The 21,536-nt window shown below is 44.0% G+C and carries 19 protein-coding genes; 9 read left to right on the top strand and 10 right to left on the bottom strand.

The window, feature by feature from the left end; genetic code table 11:
- Positions 1–33 precede the first annotated feature (33 nt).
- From ACZ5A8_RS12515 to ACZ5A8_RS12500, 4 genes are read left to right on the top strand one after another with little or no spacing between them, the layout of a single operon-like run.
- The gene (locus ACZ5A8_RS12515; protein ID WP_464529424.1) at positions 34–201 is read left to right on the top strand and encodes a DUF4357 domain-containing protein; all 168 of its coding nucleotides are present in this window, start codon (positions 34–36) and stop codon (positions 199–201) included.
- Positions 198–1,625, top strand: coding sequence for a restriction endonuclease subunit S (locus tag ACZ5A8_RS12510; protein WP_464529423.1), 1,428 nt, complete (start codon positions 198–200; stop codon positions 1,623–1,625). The genes ACZ5A8_RS12515 and ACZ5A8_RS12510 overlap by 4 nt, the downstream gene beginning before the upstream one ends.
- A complete protein-coding gene (locus ACZ5A8_RS12505; protein ID WP_464529421.1) occupies positions 1,622–2,572 on the top strand; it encodes a DUF4268 domain-containing protein in 951 nt (316 codons plus the stop codon). The genes ACZ5A8_RS12510 and ACZ5A8_RS12505 overlap by 4 nt, the downstream gene beginning before the upstream one ends.
- A gap of 21 nt (positions 2,573–2,593) precedes the next feature.
- On the top strand, positions 2,594–3,796 hold the full coding sequence (locus ACZ5A8_RS12500) for a hypothetical protein (protein WP_464529420.1): 1,203 nt from the start codon (positions 2,594–2,596) through the stop codon (positions 3,794–3,796).
- Here the strand turns inward: ACZ5A8_RS12500 and ACZ5A8_RS12495 are convergent.
- Genes ACZ5A8_RS12495 through ACZ5A8_RS12480 form a run of 4 tightly spaced genes read right to left on the bottom strand, consistent with a single transcriptional unit; the run spans position 3,681 to position 7,927 of the window.
- Complete coding sequence (locus ACZ5A8_RS12495) at positions 3,681–4,499, bottom strand: GIY-YIG nuclease family protein (protein ID WP_464529419.1); 819 nt, start codon at positions 4,497–4,499, stop codon at positions 3,681–3,683. The genes ACZ5A8_RS12500 and ACZ5A8_RS12495 overlap by 116 nt on opposite strands.
- Entirely contained in the window at positions 4,489–5,550 is a 1,062-nt protein-coding gene (locus ACZ5A8_RS12490) for a PDDEXK nuclease domain-containing protein (RefSeq protein WP_464529418.1), read from the bottom strand. The genes ACZ5A8_RS12495 and ACZ5A8_RS12490 overlap by 11 nt, the downstream gene beginning before the upstream one ends.
- Positions 5,547–5,786, bottom strand: coding sequence for a hypothetical protein (locus ACZ5A8_RS12485; protein WP_464529416.1), 240 nt, complete (start codon positions 5,784–5,786; stop codon positions 5,547–5,549). Before ACZ5A8_RS12485 ends, ACZ5A8_RS12490 begins: the two co-directional genes overlap by 4 nt.
- On the bottom strand, positions 5,783–7,927 hold the full coding sequence (locus tag ACZ5A8_RS12480) for a type I restriction-modification system subunit M (RefSeq protein WP_464529415.1): 2,145 nt from the start codon (positions 7,925–7,927) through the stop codon (positions 5,783–5,785). The genes ACZ5A8_RS12485 and ACZ5A8_RS12480 overlap by 4 nt, the downstream gene beginning before the upstream one ends.
- Positions 7,928–8,231: 304 nt before the next feature.
- Between ACZ5A8_RS12480 and ACZ5A8_RS12475 the strand changes: the two genes are divergently transcribed.
- Entirely contained in the window at positions 8,232–8,357 is a 126-nt protein-coding gene (locus ACZ5A8_RS12475; protein ID WP_464529414.1) for a hypothetical protein, read from the top strand.
- Between the two features lie 35 nt (positions 8,358–8,392).
- On the opposite strand, the gene ACZ5A8_RS12470 is transcribed toward ACZ5A8_RS12475, so the two are convergent.
- Positions 8,393–9,481, bottom strand: coding sequence for a radical SAM protein (locus tag ACZ5A8_RS12470; RefSeq protein WP_464529413.1), 1,089 nt, complete (start codon positions 9,479–9,481; stop codon positions 8,393–8,395).
- Between the two features lie 508 nt (positions 9,482–9,989).
- A complete protein-coding gene (locus ACZ5A8_RS12465; RefSeq protein ID WP_464529411.1) occupies positions 9,990–10,502 on the bottom strand; it encodes an RDD family protein in 513 nt (170 codons plus the stop codon).
- Between the two features lie 899 nt (positions 10,503–11,401).
- On the opposite strand from ACZ5A8_RS12465, the gene ACZ5A8_RS12460 reads away from it, so the two are divergent.
- Positions 11,402–12,232, top strand: coding sequence for a CbbQ/NirQ/NorQ/GpvN family protein (locus ACZ5A8_RS12460; protein WP_229389166.1), 831 nt, complete (start codon positions 11,402–11,404; stop codon positions 12,230–12,232).
- A 19-nt stretch (positions 12,233–12,251) separates the two neighbouring features.
- On the opposite strand, the gene ACZ5A8_RS12455 is transcribed toward ACZ5A8_RS12460, so the two are convergent.
- A complete protein-coding gene (locus tag ACZ5A8_RS12455; protein ID WP_464529410.1) occupies positions 12,252–12,380 on the bottom strand; it encodes a hypothetical protein in 129 nt (42 codons plus the stop codon).
- A gap of 29 nt (positions 12,381–12,409) precedes the next feature.
- Here ACZ5A8_RS12455 and ACZ5A8_RS12450 point away from each other — a divergent pair, with 29 nt between their 5' ends.
- Both ACZ5A8_RS12450 and ACZ5A8_RS12445 read left to right on the top strand, forming a co-directional pair.
- Positions 12,410–16,171: a nitric oxide reductase activation protein NorD gene (locus ACZ5A8_RS12450; protein WP_464529409.1), complete on the top strand. Its 3,762-nt coding sequence runs from the start codon at positions 12,410–12,412 to the stop codon at positions 16,169–16,171.
- An 806-nt stretch (positions 16,172–16,977) separates the two neighbouring features.
- Positions 16,978–18,825, top strand: coding sequence for a tetratricopeptide repeat protein (locus ACZ5A8_RS12445; RefSeq protein ID WP_464529407.1), 1,848 nt, complete (start codon positions 16,978–16,980; stop codon positions 18,823–18,825).
- A gap of 172 nt (positions 18,826–18,997) precedes the next feature.
- Here ACZ5A8_RS12445 and ACZ5A8_RS12440 read toward each other — a convergent pair whose 3' ends face one another.
- Entirely contained in the window at positions 18,998–19,435 is a 438-nt protein-coding gene (locus ACZ5A8_RS12440) for a CoA-binding protein (protein ID WP_464529406.1), read from the bottom strand.
- A gap of 296 nt (positions 19,436–19,731) precedes the next feature.
- The gene (locus tag ACZ5A8_RS12435; RefSeq protein ID WP_464529404.1) at positions 19,732–19,932 is read right to left on the bottom strand and encodes a hypothetical protein; all 201 of its coding nucleotides are present in this window, start codon (positions 19,930–19,932) and stop codon (positions 19,732–19,734) included.
- A gap of 206 nt (positions 19,933–20,138) precedes the next feature.
- Here ACZ5A8_RS12435 and ACZ5A8_RS12430 point away from each other — a divergent pair, with 206 nt between their 5' ends.
- Positions 20,139–20,915 carry a winged helix-turn-helix domain-containing protein gene (locus ACZ5A8_RS12430; RefSeq protein ID WP_464529403.1) on the top strand — a complete coding sequence of 259 codons (777 nt, stop codon included), beginning with the start codon at positions 20,139–20,141 and terminating at the stop codon, positions 20,913–20,915.
- A gap of 173 nt (positions 20,916–21,088) precedes the next feature.
- Here the strand turns inward: ACZ5A8_RS12430 and ACZ5A8_RS12425 are convergent, their stop codons facing one another.
- Positions 21,089–21,319: a ferredoxin gene (locus ACZ5A8_RS12425; RefSeq protein WP_464529402.1), complete on the bottom strand. Its 231-nt coding sequence runs from the start codon at positions 21,317–21,319 to the stop codon at positions 21,089–21,091.
- Positions 21,320–21,536 lie beyond the last annotated feature (217 nt).

The following is a 21,536-nucleotide window of genomic DNA, read 5'->3' as shown; positions in this document are numbered from 1 at the left end:
TCATCGCAGCCTCTCGAATAGAATGACCTAGCGGTGTTTGACCGTGGTCAATACTATGAAATGACACAGGACTATACCTTTAATTCCCCTTCGACGGCAGCGGGCGTGGTTCTCGGAAGGGCGGCAAACGGTCGTACCGAGTGGAAAACCGCGGATGGACATACACTAAAGTCCATTCAGGATGCTAAGGTGGATCGATGATCCACAACCTCAAACCCTACCCAGCATACAAAGATTCCGGCGTTCCGTGGCTGGGAAAAGTGCCGGAGCATTGGGAAGTGAAGCGGTTAAAACATATTTATCAACGCATCGTTGGAGGTTCAACGCCTTCAAGTTCCGAGGCCAGCTACTGGGAAGGTAATATAATCTGGATCACACCTGTCGATATTAGCAGGTCAACGCGACTCTCAACTTCTCTGAGAAAGATCACTCAAGAAGGTTTAGCATCTTGTTCTTCAGAATTAGTACCCGCTGGAAGCATCGTGGTTACTTCACGCGCACCAGTTGGTAATACTGCTATTGCGATGGTAGATCTCTGTACCAATCAAGGATGTAAGGCCCTCATACAGGACGAAAAAGTTATTCAATCAGCCTATGGATTCGCAACTTTTCGTATTCTACAAGCAGAACTTCAAAGTTTGGCTTCCGGAACTACCTTTACTGAGATATCTACTAGCAAGCTTGGAACTGTTCCGCTTCCACTTCCCCCTCTCTCCGAACAATCTACCATCGTCCACTATCTCGATTACATTGAAAGTCGCATCCGACGCTACATCCGCACCAAGCAGAAACTTATCAAGCTGCTGGAGGAGCAGAAGCAGGCGATTATTCATCAAGCCGTCACCCGTGGGCTCGATCCCAATGTAAGGCTCAAGCCGTCAGGGGTGGAATGGTTGGGAGATGTGCCGGAGCATTGGGAAGTTAGGAGAAACGGTCGGCTCTTTGCCCAGCGCAATCAAACTGGATTCTCTGAACTTCCAATCTTGGAAGTATCACTCAATACTGGTGTCCGCGTCAGAGATTTTGAGAACACAACTCGAAAACAGGTGATGTCAGACCGTGAAAAGTATAAGTTAGCAGTGAAGGGTGACATCGCTTACAATATGATGCGAATGTGGCAAGGTGCTGTCGGTGTTGCTCCTGTAGATGGGTTAGTTAGCCCGGCTTATGTTGTCGCTCGACCGCTAGATGACATTGATCCTCTTTATTTCAGCAACCTTTTCCGAACGTCCGCTTACATGAATGAAGTGAATAGTTGCTCACGAGGCATCGTCAAGGACCGTAATCGACTATATTGGGAAGATTTCAAGCAGATTTATTCTCCATATCCACCTCTAGAAGAACAAACTCAGATTGCTGATGCAATCGAAGAAAAAACACATGCAATTAATCATTCAATAGAGCAGGTGAGGTATGAAATCTCCCTCCTCCGTGAATACCACACCCGCCTGATAGCCGACGTTGTAACTGGAAAACTGGACGTGAGAGAGGCGGCTGCAAACCTGCCCGAAGAAATTGAAATAATGGGAACTTTTGATGACGCTCTGGCTGAGGACGATGAACTGGAGAACGGTGAAATAGAGGATGAGCAGGCCGGAGAACTTGAAGAGGAGGTTCTAGCATGATTCCAAATTTAATTGGAAAGCTAGAACGTTTGCCGTTACGTGAAGTATGGAGACACGAAGCTTATGACTTCACGCAGTGGCTACAAGAGAATATTGACGTGTTAAATACGGCACTCGATTTGAACCTTGTAAATGTAGATAGGGAAACAGCAGCTGGTCCGTTCAGTATCGACCTTGTGGCAAAGGACGAAGGAGGACAGACGGTAATTATCGAAAATCAGCTGGAGAAAAGCAATCACGACCACTTAGGCAAGATTATCACCTACCTCACCGCGATGAGCGCTCGCACAGCAATATGGATTGTTTCTGATCCACGGCCTGAACATGTGGCTGCGATTGCCTGGCTTAACGAGTCCAGTAGTGCAAATTTCTACATGGTCAAAGTGGAAGCGGTCAGGATTGGAGATTCGCCTGCAGCTCCATTGTTTACACTCATTGTGGGACCGTCGGAAGAAGCTAAAGGCGCTGGACAGGTGAAGCGCCAGATTGCTGAAAGAGAGATTCTTCGCAAGCGATGGTGGACAACTTTGTTGGAGAGAGCTGCCAAAGCCACCAAACTGCACGCACATATTAATCCAAAAGAGTCTTCGGCAATTGGAGTAAGTGCTGGAATACGCGGGTTATACTTTGACTACACTGTCACACAAGAAGAATGCTCAGTTGAACTATACATCGACCGAGGAAAAGATTCTGAACAAGAAAATGTGCTTATTTTTGATCGGTTGTACGAGCACCGTGAAGCTATAGAACAAGCTTTTGGAGGTTCTCTAGACTGGCAGCGATTGGAAGGTAAAAGGGCCTGCCGTATCAATTATGTTCGGAGAGGAGGAGGTTATCGCTCTCCTGAAGATCAATGGCCTGAGATTCAGGACTCGATAATTCAGTCAATGGTTAAGCTGGAGAAGGCACTGAGTCCTTTTCTCAAACAGTTGAAAATTAACGGATAAAGGTGCAGGATCAGTAGTACAATGTCAAGAGCAACAGATACCACTGAAAAGGATCACTTTCTGATTAGTGAGGATCGAGAAAAGGAATTGTGGAGTTTGCTAGATCAATACCGAGGCACTCACAGAATGCTCTTTCTTCCAGCTATACGCTGGCTACGTGAGCAAGGTGAACAGCTTGAGGTCTCTGAGATGCTATATATCCAACAACAATTTGGGCTTAATCAGGGTCCTTTAGTCTTACCTTTTTCTGTGGTTCAGTTTTATAACCAATTACTGTATTCACGAAAAGCATCCCGTGTTCTTGACCCTACTGGAGGATGTGGACTACTTGGAGCTTGGCTTTCTTCAAATGAACATGTCCAACAAATGGATGTTGTAAGCAGGGATGCTGACGCTAAGGAACTGATTAGCCCACTTGATCTTCCATCACTTACACTGCATATTGGAAATATAGCTGATGAAAGGGAAAAGCTAGCTGCTAAGTACGATGCGATAGTATCCATCCCATGCATTGGGATTAAGTCACAGTACCAAACATTTCAGACTATAGACGGTGACAAGATTGAACTCAACGATGAACCTTCGTCCCTATTAATTGCAGAAGTTGCGGATCTTTTGGATCAGGACGGAATACTCGCTTTCCTAGTTTCCCCGAAATTTGCGTGGGACAAAAAAAACAATTCTATTCGATTCAACCTTGAAAAATTTGGATTGTATCTATCAGCGCTGCTAAAGTTTCGCCCAGGAACATTCCGTGAAACCAATCTGGTACTTTACCTCGCTATCATCGAGAGGATAGATCATGGCAACTTATTCGTAGCTGAGGTTCCTGAAGAAGCTAGAGGACAGAATGAGCTAATCACTCGCTTGTGGAAGCGTAAGAAGGGACCTACACCAAGTCAGGGATGGATTGTCACCGATGATCAATTCCTTGGGCTACAAGCCCTTGAAGCAACAGAAAGAGCTAAAAAACTTGCTCTAAGTAAGGGGCTTGATCCAATCCCATTCAATAAGGCTGTAATTAAAATTAATGCGCCTAAGCGTCGTGGAACCGATTTTGAGCGTTGTAAAGAGCATCTTGATGCGATTTATCTGCCTGAGATGGCAACTACAGAAACCAAGATGAGGCAAGGTGATCTCCCGGAACGATTAAAGTCATATCTCCAGTTGATCGCCGACCCTGAAGTTGTTCTGCCAGAATATCTAGCCGAAATGCTGAACTAAAGACCCCCTGTTCAACCAGTGAACGGCGCATGTCACTCAGGTAGGCATGAATTGACTTTGTCTTGCTCTTAACAGCTTGAGAACCTGCTCGCACGACAAAACCTGTGGTTGCCTCGTACCCTTTGCTCTTTATGCCCTTGGCGTTTAACGTGAATTCGAGAGTGGTCTGTGTGGGTGCAGGGGCTGCTTCAAAAAACCCGTATCCCAACACTGGCAGGCAGAGCAGGACATCCGAAAGAAAACCTTCAGCTTCGGCTGTGTCAGCTTCCGAGAGGGAAGGAGGTTGTGGGTTATTGACATTGTCGAGTAAGCATCTTTTTGCGGCCTTTGCAAGGTCAATAAGCCGATATTCAAGAAACTGGATGTGTGCCTTATTCAGGTTCTGATCCTTGCTGGTGAAACCAACCGCCTGTGTCCAGAAATCTTTATTTTTCGCATGCTGGTCAAGCCTCGGGCCAATTGGATCGCCTTCACCTACATAGACGCGGGGAAGCTGAGATTTTTCATCTGGTCCGACCAGAATGTACACACCCGTACTCCCCAATTCAACACGTGAACGGGTCTCAGCAAACAGTGATCTTGGAATCACAAGCCCTCTACCAGTCCAGTTCGACTTCTCCACAGTCTTGACGCCTTCCGGATCGCCGCCTGGAAGAAACAGGCGCACCGAAAAAGCTCTTGGTTTTTCTCTGTTATTGGTCATCGTGTGCCTCCAATCTTGCCTGTGCAGTCTTGATGGCACGTTGCAACCTTGCAGCCAGCAGTTCGCGGGGCGGCAGTTCAGTCAAATATTCAGCCACATGGATGCCTGAGCGGTTCAGCTCCAGTAGTTCTATTTGCTCCTCTTTCTTTCCGGCGCAGAGGATGATCCCGAGAGGAGATTCTTCTCCTGGCTGCCTTTCATGTTTGTCCAGCCAGCGCAGATAAAGCTCCATCTGGCCTTTGTATTCGGCTTTGAAATTTCCAAGTTTCAGGTCGATAGCAATCAGCCTGTGCAGGGAGCGGTGATAGAAAAGAAGGTCGATGTAAAAATCTTCATCGTCAATCTGAATGCGCCGCTGCCTGGCTACAAAAGCGAATCCGGCACCAAGCTCCAGCAAAAAAGTCTCAAGTTCGCGCAGGATGGCATCTTCCAGGTCCTTTTCCAGATAACGGTCTTTCAGGCCAAGGAAATCAAGAACATAAGGGTCGCGGAAAACAAGTTCAGGCGTCAATTGGTCCTGCTCTCTCAGGTTGACAAGTTCATGACGGATCACTTTTTCAGGCTTGCGTGAAATGGCAGTGCGCTCATACAGCATGGAATCAATCTGTTTTCTCAGAGTGCGCACACTCCAGCGCTCCATACGACACATCTCAGCATAGAATTCGCGCTGGAGAGGGTCTTTTAATGGGATTAAAGCCTGGATATGGGTCCAGCTCAATTGTCGTATCAGTGATAGGACAATTTCCTCTTCCGGGAATAACTCAGCAAATTGTATCATCCTACGCAGGTTTTTCACAGAGAATCCATTGCCGTACTCAGCTGCCAATTCTCGCCCCAGTGAGTCGATAATCTCCTGACCGTACTCTGCCCTTTCCCCTTTAAGAATTTCTTCATGGACGCGTTTGCCGATATTCCAGTAGAGCATCGTCAGCCCGGCGTTAAAGGCATTAGCTACTGCCGAGCGTGTCGTTTCGATCATGTGGCGAATATCTTCTAGCAGCAAATAGTTATTTGAAACCGGTCCGGGTTTCTGGATGTCCTTGCGGCTCATAATACATTTCTCCAGACAATTTCTCCCAGTAATTTACTTTCTTTTTTCCCGGGCTCTTCGACGGTTAACAGATTGTGGTATCGGTGAATTTGTGCAAGAGACTCTTGCACAATTACCCCTTTAGGTAAACTGAAATATAACTGTTCAAATTGTCGTATCACTGATACGACAATTCCTTCCTTAAATAGTTTTAACAGTGATGCATAAATCTCTTTTACACAACCTGCAAGCTTCATCGTTCACTTCTCCCGATGATTTCTTCCAGCAGCCCTTCAGTCTCTTTCTCCAGCGCAAGAATATCTGCTCGAATTTCCTCAAGCGATCTCAAAGGCTGCGGCTTGTAGAAATAGCGGGTGAAACTCACTTCGTAGCCTGTCTTGATGCTGTTTTCATCTATCCAGGCATCTGTGGCATGGGGCAGTACCTCACGCTGGATAAAGGCCTCGATGCCACCCTGCTCGAGTAAAGGAACCTGCTCAGTATCTCGCAGCTCGCTATCCGGCTCATATTCCACCACACAGAGTTTGTCGTTCACAGTGGCTTCAAAGCGGCCGTGCAGGGGATCGGCTTCAGCCTTGCCGGGCTTATGCACCTTTTTGATAACAGGTAAGGCTGACTCATCTTTCCGGGCGAGGCTGTTCTGGAGCAGTTTAAGCCGTTTGGCGGTTAGTTTGACTCCGGCTTTGCTTGCCAGAGCCTCAAAAGAAGGAAGGAAAGCATTGAAATCGCTGTGCGGGCCTGGCCCAAGCTGAACCGCCGCTCTGTCGATAAGGGCTGCAAGCTGCTCTTCTCCGGCTTCGGTGCAGACCTTTCTGAAGGTGGCGATTGCATCCGGTGTGAGGTCCACAGCTAGGCGGAGCGGCCTTTCGACCACAACTTTCCAGTAGCCAAAAGCAGCGTTCGGGAAGATCTTTGACTGCTCGGATTCCTCAAAGGTGAGGAAAGTGTCGCAGATCTTCTGGACATCCTCCTCGGACAGTTCGCAGTTCTTCTTGCCCAGGTTTTTGCGAAGCGGCCTGTACCACTGTGTCGCATCGATAAGCTGAACTTTGCCCTTCCGGTGTTCAGGCTTACGGTTGCCGAGTACCCAGATGTAGGTCGCAATGCCCGTGTTATAAAACATATTCAGGGGAAGGGCAACTATGGCTTCCAGCCAGTCGTTTTCAATGATCCAGCGGCGGATATTGCTCTCTCCCTGGCCTGCGTCCCCAGTAAACAGTGATGAGCCGTTGTGGACTTCGGCGATCCGGCTTCCGAGTCTGGTGTCGTGCTTCATTTTTGAAAGCATATTGACCAAAAACAGCATCTGTCCGTCGCTTGAACGTGTAAGTAACGAGTATTCCGGGTCTCCTGCATGTTCTATGGTGAAACGGGGGTCTTTGATGCCGTCTTTTCCGCCCATTCTTTCGAGATCGCTCTTCCAGCTTTTTCCATAAGGCGGATTTGAAAGCATGAAGTCAAACTCACGTGCCGGAAAGGCATCGTTAGAAAGGGTCGAATATTCAGGCCCGCCCATGAGGTTGTCTGCTGCGTCGCCTTCACCCTTGAGTAAAAGGTCGGCTTTCGCTATGGCATAGGTTTCGGCATTAATTTCCTGGCCGTACAGGTGTGTTGCAACCTGCTTGTCGTGTTCCCCTGCAAGCTGCTTCAGTTCTTCTTCAGCCACGGTGAGCATACCGCCGGTTCCGCATGCTCCATCGTAAAGCAGATAGGTTCCCGACTCAATCTTGTCGGATATTGGAAGGAAGATAAGCCGTGCCATCAGCTTTACAGCATCACGAGGAGTCCAGTGCTCACCGGCTTCCTCATTATTTTCTTCATTGAAGCGCCTTATAAGTTCCTCAAAAATCGTACCCATGGCATGGTTATCCACGCCAGAATGCTTCATTGAGTCATTTCCATTCATCACAGGATTAGGGCTCAGGTTGATTGAAGGGTCAAGGAACTTTTCGATTAGCTTGCCGAGTGCATCGGCTTTGGAAAGGCGTGGGATCTGGTTTCGGAACTCGAAGTTGTCAAGAATATCCTGAACATTAGGGGAAAAGCCGTCAAGATAAGCTTCAAAATCAGCTTTGAGCTGCTGCTGGCTTGCACGGGAACGCAGGTCTCGCAGAGTAAATCTGGAGGTATTATAGAAAGCCTGCTCTGCAGCCTGGCGTAAAGCCTGGTCTTGGTTTGTAATGTCTGCCCTGTCAAGAGCTGCCTTCATGTCGAGAACAGCCTGTTTTGTAGGTTCAAGCACCGCATCCAGGCGCCTCAGAACAATCATCGGCAGAATTACGTCACGGTATTTGCCACGGACATAGAGGTCTCGTAGCACATCATCTGCAATTCCCCAGACGAAATTAGTGATCCAGTTTAAGTTATTTTCATTCATTTTTCAGCCTGACACCTGTTCACAATTAGTATCCTAATGAGGGTTTCGATTACCTTCTATATTATTCTGTAAAGATTTTCTATTCAGGTATACCCACTAATCTTTTTAACTCTTGCTCTTTTTCACAATCTTTTCAAATTTAAGGATAGTCTCTTCTATCTTAAATTATTCTTTTTCTCTCCAGTTTCCTTTCTGATGTAAAATATCGAAAATGGTAATAACAGCTCCTTAAAATTAAAATTACATCTCGGCGATTATATTCTGGGACTTAAAACTTAACGGCTCGGTCTTTATGCTTCTGCTTATGCATTTTTACGGAAAAGCAGGCTGCTTCGCACTCGGTGAGAGCCCCGGTTTCTTTAAAATGGAAAACAAAAGAGGTGCTGAAAAATCAGTAAATGAAATTAAAAAGGAGATCGGTAAATATTGACTTAAAAATGAGATAGTTCCCGTTTTCCTTCCCATTCAAACCAGCAGATCCTCAACCCCAGCTTCTCTCACAATTTCAATCGCTTTTTCCTCTTCTTCCGGGGTAAGCTGGCGTCCGATTTCCTGGTATTCCAGTGCCCGGTAGCAGGGCATGTACTGGAACATGAGGTTGAACCTGATTTGCGGGATGTTTTTTGCCACCCATTCGGCAATCGGCTTTGTGCAGCACTCGAGATGGCCAGGGAGGACGAGGTGGCGGAGGAGGACTTCGGCTGTTTCGTAGGCGAATTTGAAGTTTGGCTGTACTATTTCCAGGTAGTTATTTATTTTTGAGTATCTCCGGGCGCATTCGTTGTTTCCGTATTTGAAGTCGCCGAGGTAGACGTCCACTACTCCCTCCAGAATTTCTGCAATTTCAGGGGAGTGGAACATGTTTGAATTCCAGATAACCGGGTTGTTCTGCGAAGTTTCCCTGATGATTTTGAGAATGGTATATGTGTGAGGAGTTGGAGTTACGAAGTTTACGTTTTTTGCCCCGTGCTGCCTCCTGAGATCGATGAGTTTTGCAAGCTTTCGCGGCTCAATCCGGGTCCCGCAATCCGGGCAGGTAGAGATGTCCCAGTTCTGGCAGTAGACGCAGGCAAAGACGCAGCCCGCAAAAAAAATCGTGTGTGAGGGTACAAGTTCAGGCTCTTCTCCCATATGCAGGAATTCGGATGCATAATAAGAAACGTCGGTCAGTTTACAGAATCCTTTTTCGCTTGCCTTCCTGTTGACTCCGCAGTTCCACCCGCAGCAGGCGCAATTCTCGATCATCCTCTCCACGATTGCAATCTTGAGGTCAAGGAGAGAAGGGCTGACTTTAGGGAGCTCAAGAAAACTTTTAGTGTACAGCCTCAGCATGTCCGAACTATCTGAATAAGCTAGGGCTTCCGCGGCTTCGATTTCAAGGCTTTCCAGCAATTTTCGGTATTCTTTGATGCTTGCTTTATGGACGTTCCGGAGCTCTTCAAGGCCCATTTCCTGGTCAAATTCGACTGAAATTCTCTCTGTTATCCTGGAGAGGGCAGGCATTTCATCACCCTGAACCTTAAGATAACGTTTCAGGTACTTCGGGGCTGCCATATTAGAATATCTGTTTGCATGGGTTAAAGGTTTATGGTAAATGTTTAATGGTAACAATTTACCAGACCGCAACGAAACCGCCAGTAGAATCCTGCGAAAAAGTTTACCGTATATCAGAGCATACCGTAGAAAGAACTTCCCCCCACATCCGCAGAACTGAATTTTGATGATCCCTGATTACTACACGAGGTTGAGACCGACCTGCCAGGTAAGGAAAAAACAATCATCAAACCGATACCGCAATCAAACCGCAATTAAGATACAAAGATACAATAAGTGTAACCTTTAGATATTGAAAAAAACATATTCTGGTTTGAGGTAATTATTTACTTAACCTAAGACCGATTTCAAATCCGCAGATAAATACAAATAAATGCCTCCGCCAGCTTGTCTGGTGATTCTTTAAAAAAAGAATAAAAAAAGAAAAAGAAACCTGTCAAAGATACAGATTTATTGAAAAACATGCGGTTTGCCGAAAACCAGGCGATAAGGGATCATAGGCAATAAATCACTCCTTATCTTCCGTAGAACCTTTAACGACAACAGTTCCTGCCATTACATCGTGAACTCCCTGCCTCATATCCATAAAGAGAACAGGAGCATATGTTACGACCGGTATGAGGAAATACCATCCCAGGTGTTGATTAATTATGCCCGTTCCGCTAACAGCTACATCCGCGACTACCAGAACAAGACCCGGCATCCCTCTTGCAAAATATCTGAAAAATGCCCTCAGGAAAGAGATCCTCTTCTCCTCAAAGTCGACCACTTTCAGGTTCATCCACTTCTTTCCGGGCGTTGCCTGTGCCTGAGAACTTTCAAAGTAAACAAAATAAGCAAAGATCGCAAGGTTTGCAAAGGCAATACCGTATATCTCATCCAGAGGACTGTTAGTTACCGTAAATGCAATCAGGATAACAAATACAAACAAATTTACTAAGAGTATATCAAAAATATAAGCTGCACATCTTTTCCAGATGTCTCCCAGACGAGCTTCTTCAATCATTTTTTCTTCATTCACACATTCAAAATACCTACAGCTCTCACCGGTAATACTAACCGTTTTCGTATTAAACCATTCCCCCATTTCTATAATTTTTTTAATGTATAATAACTATGCAACCGGGAAAGGTTAAAAATATTTTGGTTGATTTTTAGAGAGTGTTTTTCTTTCTGAGAGTAAACAAATTCCCCGAATGTCTTTTCTTAATCCTAAAAGAACTCTCTGGCTCCCTCAGAACATTTAAAAGTAAACTTGATACTTCTCATTCATACTTTAAGATAGTTAAACAAAATATTCAGGCTCTTAAGGCTAAAATGAAAAAAGGGTGAAATTTGCTTTAAGTATTAAATCGCTGGCGTTCATATGACCCGTGTATATATTACTTATTTAATTTGATTTAAGAGAAAGCCGTTCACTGTGCGAACGGGAATAGGGAACGGGTTTGAAATAGTGAACACAGAGATTCTGAATAGCGAATAAAACTCATACTTTTTTCAATACTCCCCGGTCATCTTTGCAATCGTCCTGTGCATCCCTTATACTTAGCTCGTTTCCGAGGTATGTTCTAGGGCATTACCCGATCATATTTTTAATACCTCTTTCCCTGCAGACACCAGGAGTTTTTTTCGATTTATTCATTCAAGTGCAGCCAGATTTTGTTTATGCTTTTTTCTTTCAGAACGGGGATCAGGTCCCAAAATTCGGTTTTTGTAACGTCGAGGACAGTGTGGTCGGGGCTAGCGTGAAGTTAAAAAATATTTCTTAACGAGTCAGGTATCGGTTAGTCAGAAAGGTCAATAAATGGATATTTTTGCCATGGCTATTGAAATCTGTCAAAGCAACCCATAAAAGAAAATCCATCAAAGCAAATATATTCAAGAAAATATAAAATAACTGTATTCAGATTGGAGAAATATATGGACAATAAGTGTCAGTTGTTCAAAGAGATACCTCTGGAAGAATATTTTGTTGAAAAAGAGCCATATTACATTCCGGTTGGAAACGAAGTGGAGATTTTTATAGCAGCCTATAAGAATTTGCTGCCAGTCAACCTGAAAGGACCTACCGGGTGTGGTAAGACACGTTTCATGGAGTATATGGCTTACAGGTTGAAGCGGCCTCTGATAACTGTTGCATGCCATGAGGACCTTACTGCCACCGACCTCGTGGGGAGGTTTTTGATAAAGGGAGAATCCATTGAATGGAGTGATGGACCTCTTACAAAAGCGGTTAAGAGTGGTGCTATATGTTACCTTGATGAGGTTGTTGAAGCCCGAAAAGACACAATTGTGGTTATTCATCCGCTTACCGATGACAGGCGCATAATCCCGGTTGATAAGCTGGGTGTAGTAATGAAGGCGCCTGCCGAGTTTATGCTTGTAGTTTCTTATAACCCGGGCTATCAGAGTGTTGTAAAAGATATGAAACAGAGTACGCGCCAGAGGTTTATTTCCATTGATTTCGATTACCCGCCTGCAGAACTTGAGATGCAGATAGTTGCACATGAAAGCGGGGTCGGACAGGAAATGGCTAAGTATCTTGTAGAAATCGGCTCGCGTATAAGGAATTTTAAGCATCATGGGCTTGAAGAAGGGGTTAGCACACGGCTGTTGATCTATGCCGGAAAATTAATCCGTGAAGGTATAGAACCTAAAAAAGCATGCCAGATAGCAATGGTCAGGCCAATTACGGACAATCCGGACCTGCAGGTCAGCCTTGATGAGATAATCTCTGCCATTATGGAGTGATAACCACTGCCCCTGGATATCAAAAAACACGATAAACTATCGCAGGAAGGCTTTCAGGAAGGATTTCAGGAAGGATTTCATGAAGACTTTCAAAAAGGCTTTCAAGAACACCTTCAGGACGAATTGTCCCACAAAGAACTCTCTGCACTGATAAAGTCAAATTTTCCGAAACTTGATGTGAGAGATATTTCCGCGGCTGCGGAACAATTAGTAGAATTTGACAGGGCTGAACTGGAAACAGTACTTCATCCCGGAAAATTCATTACAAAAAAAGGAAAAAGGATCCAGGCAGCTTACATCAGAACGGCACCCGTGGTCTATAAACTCACAAAACTAACAACAGAACAGACAGAACTGGCAGATCAGATCGATCAGACAGCTCAAAAAGACCAGACAGCTCAAAAAGGCCGGACAAGCCGTGAAAACCACGACTTCCGTAAATGGCTTTCAACTGCCAGCAAAGCCTCAGAATTAAGCTTTTCCTGCTTTGAAGGGTTCTTTGACTCCTCGATTGTGATCCTAAAGAAAAAAGGTCAAAAAGGGCTTCCTCTTTTAGAAAAATGGACGGAAATCGGGGCATCGCTCGCTGAAAAAAACAACCGGCTTGCAATAGCTTACTTTAGTCACACTGCCAGTATAGTGACCTCAACTTTCCTTAACACTGATATCTCCACTTTCACAGCTATTCCTATTCCCACTAATATTCCCACTAATATTCCCACTTCCACGGATATCCTCGCTAATATTCCCACCGGTACTTCCACCGACGTTTCTGCTGATACTTCAACTAATACTTCCATTGACACCAGGGACCTGGAAAACTTTAAAGAATTTATAAGGCTCGGAGAGAAATTTGCCGGCTCAAATGCAAAGGTTGCAGAGGCATATTTTGAACGCCTTCCGGATATGCTGGCTCTCTTTTCCCCTGAGGATTTCAGGATTTTTTACAGCATAATTGACTGCCTGCTCAATGTGCAGTGGATAGTAGCTATCGATATCCTGGCTGCATCAAAAGATGTATTTTCAGCTATTCCGCCCCGAAGACGAAAAGAGCTTCTAACAGCATTAAATGAATTTGCAGGCTGCGCAGGCTGTGTAGATCATGCGGACGAAACTGCCGTTGCACTGGCGCTATTCAAGCATACGCCTGCGGCAATGGCAAAACTGGATGATATGGGTTTTGGAACCTGGGTATCAACAGCTAAAGAAATAGCAAAAATAAATGTTGATGCAGCTGTTAGTTTCCTGGACAGGAGTCCGGGTGTCCTTTCATCCCTTAATATAAGCGAGCTTCAACAGTGGGCTGAAAAGGGGATACTTTCCCTCTCATCCGAAAAACAGGCTTTTGAGAGGTTTTATGAGAGCAGTTTTGGGAGCCTGGAAAAACACCTTAAAACTATTAATAGGGAGGAAAGGGAATATTTACTTGATGTTGGAGTCGAACTTGCGCTCATAAATCCAGACTGCACTGGCAGTTACTTTGAATACTCTCCTGCTGCTCTCAGGTTATTTTCAGGCAGCAAATTTAAAGATTGGGTGGATACAGGATCCGGGATATCAAAAGAGAGTTCCAGCCTTGGTTCGGGATATTTCAAAAACTCGGTTGTTTCCTTCAGGAAAATACCCTCTTCATATCATGGAGAAATATTCGAAATAGCGCAGTCACTGCTCGAAAAAGACTGGCTTCTTGCAGGAAAATTTTTCGAGAGCCTCCCGGAAGTTGTTGAAAAAATAGGGCACAGAGATATCAGGAAATGGGCAGATACCGGGATAAAAGTTTATGATTCGGATAGAAATCTCGCTGTGGATTACTTTACTTACTCGCCTCGGCTCCTGACTGACCTTGATGTTCTCGAACTGGAAGAGTGGGCACTGAAAGGGCTTGAGATTTCTGAAGATAACACTTTTCCTGGCAGGCCCTACTTCTCCTTAAAGTCCAGAAGTTCAAAAGATTTTATTGATGAACTTACAGGAAGTGTTGCCCTTAAGAAAGTTGCAAATATCCTCAGGTATTATGCAATGGGACTTTCAGGTACCGGTTTTAAGATACGGTCAAAAAAAGAGCTTCCGGGTTATAATGAGACCAATAAAACCGGTTCTTTAAACCCTGTTATATCAGGCAGGACAATCTATCTTGAACCGAGAATCAACAGGTATGGCAATTTTGAGAATAATTTCAAGATCTACAAGTTAAGTGTCATGCATGAGGTAGGCCATGCTCTGTTCAGTTCTTCAAAGATTTCTTCGAAAGCCGTGTGCGAATTGCTAACAGCAATAACTGAAAAATACGGAGCTGAAAGAAGCGACCTGCTCTCAGAAGATATTCGGCTCTCAGACATTATTCGGCTGTCGAAGGACATAATGGATATCTCAACCATAATAGCGATGTTCCCAAACAGGGTCCTGGCAGCAAGCATACTTGGCATTCTGGAAGACGCAAGGGTTGAGTACCTGATAATGGACCTTTATAGGGGCGTGCGTTCGGACCTTGAATCTGTAAGGTCCCGGATGCTCCTGACAAGACCTGTCCCGGAAGGGGACCTTGAAAATCTCATGGAAGCCCTACTGTGGCTTTCAGCCCTTCACAAACCGCTTTTTGAGCTTACGGAAGAGACCGGGTTCCTTCTCGATAAAATTCATGATATTTTGCGGAACCAGGTTTTACAGCCTGATTCGTCAACTTTGACCTCTCTGGAAGCTACTTTTGACATATACATTATGCTTGAAGACTTTCTGGGCTCACTGGGGTACCGGAAATACGAGACAATACAAAATATCGAATACCGGGGCGTGGGTTTTGGTTCTTTCGGTGTAAAGGATACTCTGAGCACAAAATCTCACGAAAATATAATTAAGAAATTTATCCCTGAAAGTGAGGACAAACCTGCAGCTGAAGAAGAACGGCCCGTAAACGAGAAAGCACATGGGGAAAAAGCAAAACCAAAGCCTGCGTATGCGACGGATAAAAACTGGAAGGTCCTTGGCAGTTACAGGTATGACGAATGGGATTATGCTATGAACGATTATAAGTCAGACTGGTGCGCTGTACACGAAATAGAACCTGCCGGAGGGTCAGGTGAATATTACAGGGATGCTTCCGAGCGTTATCGCAACGAGATTACTCTCATAAAAAGTGTTTTCAGCAGAATGAAACCGGAGTCGTTTCAAAAATTGAAAGGGCAGACAGACGGTACGGAGATCGATATCGATGCTTTCTCAGATGCTTTGATAGAAAGAAGGTGTGGAATTAACCCTGATGAGAAACTTTATGTGAGATGGGATAAACGCAAAAGGGATGTTGCTACCCTTTTCCTCGTAGATGTGAGCGCCTCGACCCGAAAAAGGCTTTGTGGAGAAGGAAGGAGTGTTGAGGAAAGAAGGAGTATTGAGGAAAGAAGGAGTATTGGGGAAAGGAGTATAATAAACATTGAAAAGGATGCGCTGGTAATAATGGTCCAGGCCCTTGAAAACATAGGAGACAAATACGCAATTTATGCATTTTCCGGCCATACAAAAGAAGATGTGGAATATTACATCATAAAAGAGTTCGGTGAAGATCTGTCAGCGAGTGTGGAGCAAAGGATAAGCCTGCTAGAACCGGTAGCTAATACAAGACTTGGGCCTGCAATCCGCCATTCCATAGAAAAACTGGAGCAGGTCAATGCCAGAACAAAGATTCTTATTTTGCTATCAGACGGTGAACCCTATGATACCTGCTATGGGGAGGGAGCATATCAGGGAAAACTTGCTGAAGAAGATACAAAGACTGCCATCCGGGAAGGAAATGCCCGCGGAATTCATTTCTTTTGCATTACTGTTGATAACAATCCCGGAGACTATCTTGATAACATATTCTCTGATACCGGGTACACGATAATTGATGATGCACAGATGCTCCCGGAGAGGCTTCCTTTACTTTATAAGCGAATAACTACCTGACGAAAACCGGAACCTAACAGGAAATCCGGTCCCGCTTAATCACATTTTAAGAAAATAGAACAAATTATTCAGGAACTTAAAGTTTAAGTGGAAAATAAGTGAGTAGAATAGAAAATAAGTGAGTAGAATAGAAAATAAGTGAGTAAAATAGAAAATAAACGGGCTAAAATGGGATAAAAATAAATATTACCTTCTGCTAGTAGAATCTGCATTAAGATTCTTAGGGTAGAGTATTTTCCTGTTTTTTCCCACCTTTTTTCAATAATTCCCTGTCATCTTCGCAATCGTCCTGTGCATTCCATGTATACTTAACCCGCTTCCCAGATACATCATCGGGCAGCGCCCTGCCAGGTATCCAAGATTTTCTTCTTCGCAGGCACTGAGAGCTTTTTCGGTTTCGGTTTTCCAGTGGATCCAGACTTTTTTGCGCCTTTTTCTTTCAGGGCAGGGATCAGGGCGCCAGGCTCGAATTTCGTTATGCCTATTACGACCCTGTCGATCCGGAGGGTAGCAGGGCAGTGGGAGTTAAGGATTCAGGGGCTGGTTTTTTGGAGAGGTCCACGACATAGACATTCTTGCCCGTTTTTGAGTTAGGAAAACTCTATTGGTAAATTATATAATAGCCAGTAAGGTTTCAACAATCTCTTTTTCACCGAGCAAAAGTCCGGGATTTTTCCAGCCTGCGGAAAGGGGATTTCGATTTTTGGAATTGAAAGAATTTAGGTAGTATAATATAGGACAAATTCAAAAAGTATTAACGGATTTGAAATTTAAACTTATCAGGAACTGGGTTTCGGAGGGATTGAGTGCCAGTTTGTCCTACACCTTTAATTGGGGAAAAAGAGAGACCATTTGTTGACAGGAAAGAATTCATCGAAGCATTTGAAACCGCCTTTCAAAATCTTGGGGAAAAAGACTACAGCGTTCTGGTTTACTATGGAGTTGGCGGAATCGGCAAGACAAGCTTGCGAAAAGAACTCCCTAAATTGCTTGAAGAATATAATGAATCCTATCGAAATACAGGTGTTATATGGGCTTCAGTCGATTTCAGCATAGAATCCCACAGGCAGTCAGATAAGTTTCTTGGAATCCTGAAGAACCAGCTGCAGGAAAAAAACGGCGTAAAATTCCATTTATTCGATATCGCAAATGCCGCATACTGGCGAAAAGTCAATCCCCAGATCCCTCTTTCAAAAGACGGATACTCCGAAGACAGCATTGTAACGGACCTCTTTGATACATTTGGCGGTTTTGTCTCGATAAATTACAGCAGCATCAAAAGAGTTGTGGAAAGAACCCCCGGTCGTTTTAGAGACTGGTCTTTAAAGAGAAAAGAGGAACTCGCAAAACTGCCCGAAATGGAAGCTCCGGATATTGAAAAAAAGTTTCCTGTTTTCTTTGCACACGACCTGGCTGATCACCTGCAAAAAACCTCAAAATCAGCAGTTTTCTTCATAGACAGCTATGAAGCTCTCTGGGAAAAAGAAAGAGGGCAGGGAAGTTTTAATTCGAGAGATGAATGGATCAGGCAACTTATAGCAAACCTGCCAGAATCATCACTGTGGGTAATCTGCGGAAGGGAGGGACTCCGCTGGGAAGAAGCAGATAAAGACTGGAATAATTATCTTGAACAACACAATCTTGGAATACTTCCTGATAAAGATGCTTTTAACTTCTTGAATCATTGCGGAATTCAAGAAAAGGATATTCAAAAAGTGATTCTCGAAGGCAGTGAAGGTGTTCCTTATTACCTTGATCTTGCGGTGGACACATACAATGAAATCGTAAAGACCAGTTCTCCAAAACCTGAAGATTTTTCCAGAACCCGTAGTGAAATCTTTAACAGATTTATGAAATACCTGAGCGGCCCCGAACAGGAAACTCTAAAAGTTCTTTCAACTCCGCGTTTCTGGAATAAAGATATCTTCAGAGCTTTAATTAATAATTTCAAGACAGGTTATCCACTCACAGCTTATTCGGAATTAAGAAGATTTTCTTTTGTCCAGGAAACGGAAGGAAAACTGCAATTGCATCCACTAATGAGAAAAAGCTTGCAGGAACATCAGGACCAGGAACTAAAAAAAGAGGGTCACATTTTCATGTGTGACTATTATAACGACAAAATAAAAGACCTCGACATCAAATCCGTAACCTCCGAACATGAAACCGCCCTTACCGAAGCCTTCTACCACGCAAAAGAGTCACTTGAAATCGAAGAATTATTCAATTGGTTTGATTCTGCTTCTGATCCGTTTTATAGAGCCGCCTGCTGGCAATTTATTTCTCCGATGTATGAAGAAATGCAACAAATACTTGAAGCTAATCTGGGACCTGAACACCCTGATGTTGCCACCACGCTAAACAATCTCGCAGGACTCTATAAGAGCATGGGAGAATACGAAAAAGCACTCCCACTTTATAAGCGGGCACTTGAAATAACTGAAAAGGTGCTGGGACCTGAACACCCTGATGTTGCCACCACGCTAAACAATCTCGCAGGACTCTATTATCACATTGAGAAATATGATGAGGCTTTGCCCCTGCTTGAACACTCCCTTAGGATATTTAAAAGTAAACTTGGTCCTGCTCATCCATATTTTAAGATGAATGAACAAAATATTCAAGCTCTTAAGGAGAAAATGAAAGAAAAATGAAATTTGCTTCACAGGATTGAATCGCTTGCATTCATGTGGTCTGTTATGCAAATATTTCTTCTCAGAGTTGCGTTATGAGAAAGCCGTTCGCATAGCGAACGGGGATAGGGACCGGGTTTTGAAACAATGAATACACAGAGGTTCCGAATAGCGAATCAAAACCATCCTTTATTCAATACTTCCCCGTCATCTTCGCAATCGTCCTGTGCACCCCATGTATACTTAACCCGCTTCCCAGATACATCATCGGGCAGCGCCCTGCCAGGTATTCAAGATTCTCTTCTTCGCAGGCACTGAGAGCTTTTTCGGTTTCGGTTTTCCAGTGGATCCAGACTTTTTTTGCGCCTTTTTCTTTCAGGGCAGGGATCAGGTCGCCAGGCTCGGATTTCGTTATCCCGACGATGGCGCGGTCAAGGCTGCCCGGAAGTTCGGAAACGTTTTTCAGGGAGCCGGTCTCAGGTTTATCGGATAAGTCAACAACGTATACTTTCCTGCCCCTCTTTTTGAGTTCTGAAGCAGCCCATTTCATGGCTGGCTTTGTATTGTCAGTAATTACTGCAAAAGTGTTTGCGTTCCAGAAGTTCTCCCAATCTGAAGCTGTTGGTTCCATTTTAAATTCCCCTTTGTTTAATAATTATATTCTCATATTAAAATATATCTTACAAGTTATAAATGTGTTGTAATCCCGGGTCTGTACGCCCGGCCTGTGTGACAGATTTGATTTGAAGATAGTGTAAAATGGTGGAAGGTAGCGTAAAATGATACAAAACTGAGTAAAATGCACCAGTGAAATTACAGATGCTTCAAAACTGAAAAATAAAAAATGAATTGCAGCAGGATTCCAACAGAATCCGCTTACTTTCACTGAACGCTTACTTTCACTGAACGCTTACTATCCCTGAACGCTTACTGTCCCTGAAGTCTCTGCCCGGCAGTCTGGAGTGCTCCGCCCAATGCCTTTGCAAGTTCACAGTTCTGGTTGCACTTTGAGGCACAGGTGCAGTATTTAGGGACGTTTTCCATCATCCACTGTCCAAGGAAGCCTAAGGCTTTGAGCTGTTCTTCATTTGCAGTCTGCACAAAATTATTGATATCCTGTAATTCCATTTATTATCACCGAACTCTAAAAAGCTGTATATATTTATATACTTAAGCGTCATAATTGTGTACAACTTTCTGGTAGTGTAGAAAAATGACCCTTAATACAAAATGATAGTCAATTAGAGTAACCTTTAATTAAAGAAATCGGGCTGATTGAAATATCTCAGATTAAACACAGGCAGGTCTTTTGATAGGTTTAGAGGTTGATAGGAATGGAGACGGCGCAGGCAGATACTGATATTTACTACAGGGAAGAACTGCATTCCATTAAGGAAGAGGTAACGTCCCTCAGGAATGAGTTTTCACGGTTTTTGCAGAAGGCAAACCAGCAACATATTGATGGAATTCTTGCGGAGATGAGGAAGGACTTCATGAAACCCATGGTTGACTATCTGTGCGAGGATGCAAACGAAAGGATGCACAGCCAGATGACCAGGGACTGCGGGATGAGGGAGTTCTGTGAAACTGCATTCAAAGAGATGCTTCAGGAAACCGCAGGGCTTGTTGGCAGATCGAAAGTCGATGCCGGGACTGTCAGAATGCACAGGGACAGGTTTGAGGAGTTAAAGAAGGAGGCAAAAAAACCTCAATGCAGTAGCTGCTTTTCAGAAGCCAGCAATCTTTTTGAAAAACAGGTAAAACTTATGCGCTCCCTGCAGATCTATGAAGACAGGGAAGAAAAGGACGAAAAAGGCGATATAAGTGCAATCGAGCCTGAGAGGATAGTTTCTGAGGTATGTGAACCTATTGCTAACAAACAGCGTCTCATTATGCTAAAAGCTCTCTCAGGAGAAAGCAAGACCTTCTCCGAACTCTCCAAACTCACCGGACTCCGCGGCGGAAACCTTCTCTTTCATCTGCAGAAACTGCTTGAAACAGGCATGGTTTTACAGCGTAGCGAGCGAGGAGATTATATCATCACAAGAAAAGGATACTCAACCCTTCAGGGACTCTCAAGAATCTATTCGGAAATCGGGCTGATTGAATAAAGAATATGAAGCTAAGGAATAAAGAATAGAATGTGTTCATACAAACCTGTGCATAAAAACTGTAGAAAACCTGAAAACAGATAAGTTGACTGCTCTATCCAGGAAAGATTGGCAGAATATGAACTGTTGGTAGAAAAAAATTAAATGAGTTGGCTTAAATGGAATAGGCCCGTTTAGCCATCGTTGCCGATTGCATCAACCGGACAGGCTTCCAGTGATTCCTCACAGGCTTGCTTTTCCTCGTCATTCTCTGGTTGCTTATATACATAAGCATTGGAATCATCGTCAGTCATTTTGAAATTCTCTGGTGACGTATCCACACATAGGTGGCATGCAATACATTCGTAGTCACAATAATAAGGTCCGGGAACATTTTCAGCAACTTTATCTGTCTTATCAGCCATATTTCACTCTCCCCTATTGTGTTTATCCCACAATAAGAGTAATTAAGGGGATTTTTATATATAACTTAACATTCAAAATACTCTTTCAAGCCTTAAGGTTCAATCATATTCTTTATATTCAGCTAAATTGCCTTTAAATAACACCGTCTTTGGATATATTTTTCCTGCAATGAAAAGAAAGTTTTATTAATAGACACATTTATTATAATAAACAGTT

It is taken from the genome of Methanosarcina subterranea, from assembly GCF_055385895.1.
This window is presented reverse-complemented; position numbering and strand designations above follow the sequence as displayed.

Bases quoted from the DNA above. Each gene is read 5' to 3' on its own strand.
- ACZ5A8_RS12480 (WP_464529415.1), bottom strand. From the start codon at position 7,927: ATGAATGAAAATAACTTAAACTGGATCACTAATTTCGTCTGGGGAATT.
- ACZ5A8_RS12500 (WP_464529420.1), top strand. From the start codon at position 2,594: ATGTCAAGAGCAACAGATACCACTGAAAAGGATCACTTTCTGATTAGT.
- ACZ5A8_RS12490 (WP_464529418.1), bottom strand. From the start codon at position 5,550: ATGAGCCGCAAGGACATCCAGAAACCCGGACCGGTTTCAAATAACTAT.
- ACZ5A8_RS12475 (WP_464529414.1), top strand. From the start codon at position 8,232: ATGCATTTTTACGGAAAAGCAGGCTGCTTCGCACTCGGTGAGAGCCCC.
- ACZ5A8_RS12425 (WP_464529402.1), bottom strand. From the start codon at position 21,319: ATGGCTGATAAGACAGATAAAGTTGCTGAAAATGTTCCCGGACCTTAT.
- ACZ5A8_RS12440 (WP_464529406.1), bottom strand. From the start codon at position 19,435: ATGGAACCAACAGCTTCAGATTGGGAGAACTTCTGGAACGCAAACACT.
- ACZ5A8_RS12505 (WP_464529421.1), top strand. From the start codon at position 1,622: ATGATTCCAAATTTAATTGGAAAGCTAGAACGTTTGCCGTTACGTGAA.
- ACZ5A8_RS12460 (WP_229389166.1), top strand. From the start codon at position 11,402: ATGGACAATAAGTGTCAGTTGTTCAAAGAGATACCTCTGGAAGAATAT.
- ACZ5A8_RS12470 (WP_464529413.1), bottom strand. From the start codon at position 9,481: ATGGCAGCCCCGAAGTACCTGAAACGTTATCTTAAGGTTCAGGGTGAT.
- ACZ5A8_RS12510 (WP_464529423.1), top strand. From the start codon at position 198: ATGATCCACAACCTCAAACCCTACCCAGCATACAAAGATTCCGGCGTT.
- ACZ5A8_RS12485 (WP_464529416.1), bottom strand. From the start codon at position 5,786: ATGAAGCTTGCAGGTTGTGTAAAAGAGATTTATGCATCACTGTTAAAA.
- ACZ5A8_RS12495 (WP_464529419.1), bottom strand. From the start codon at position 4,499: ATGACCAATAACAGAGAAAAACCAAGAGCTTTTTCGGTGCGCCTGTTT.
- ACZ5A8_RS12435 (WP_464529404.1), bottom strand. From the start codon at position 19,932: ATGGAATTACAGGATATCAATAATTTTGTGCAGACTGCAAATGAAGAA.
- ACZ5A8_RS12430 (WP_464529403.1), top strand. From the start codon at position 20,139: ATGGAGACGGCGCAGGCAGATACTGATATTTACTACAGGGAAGAACTG.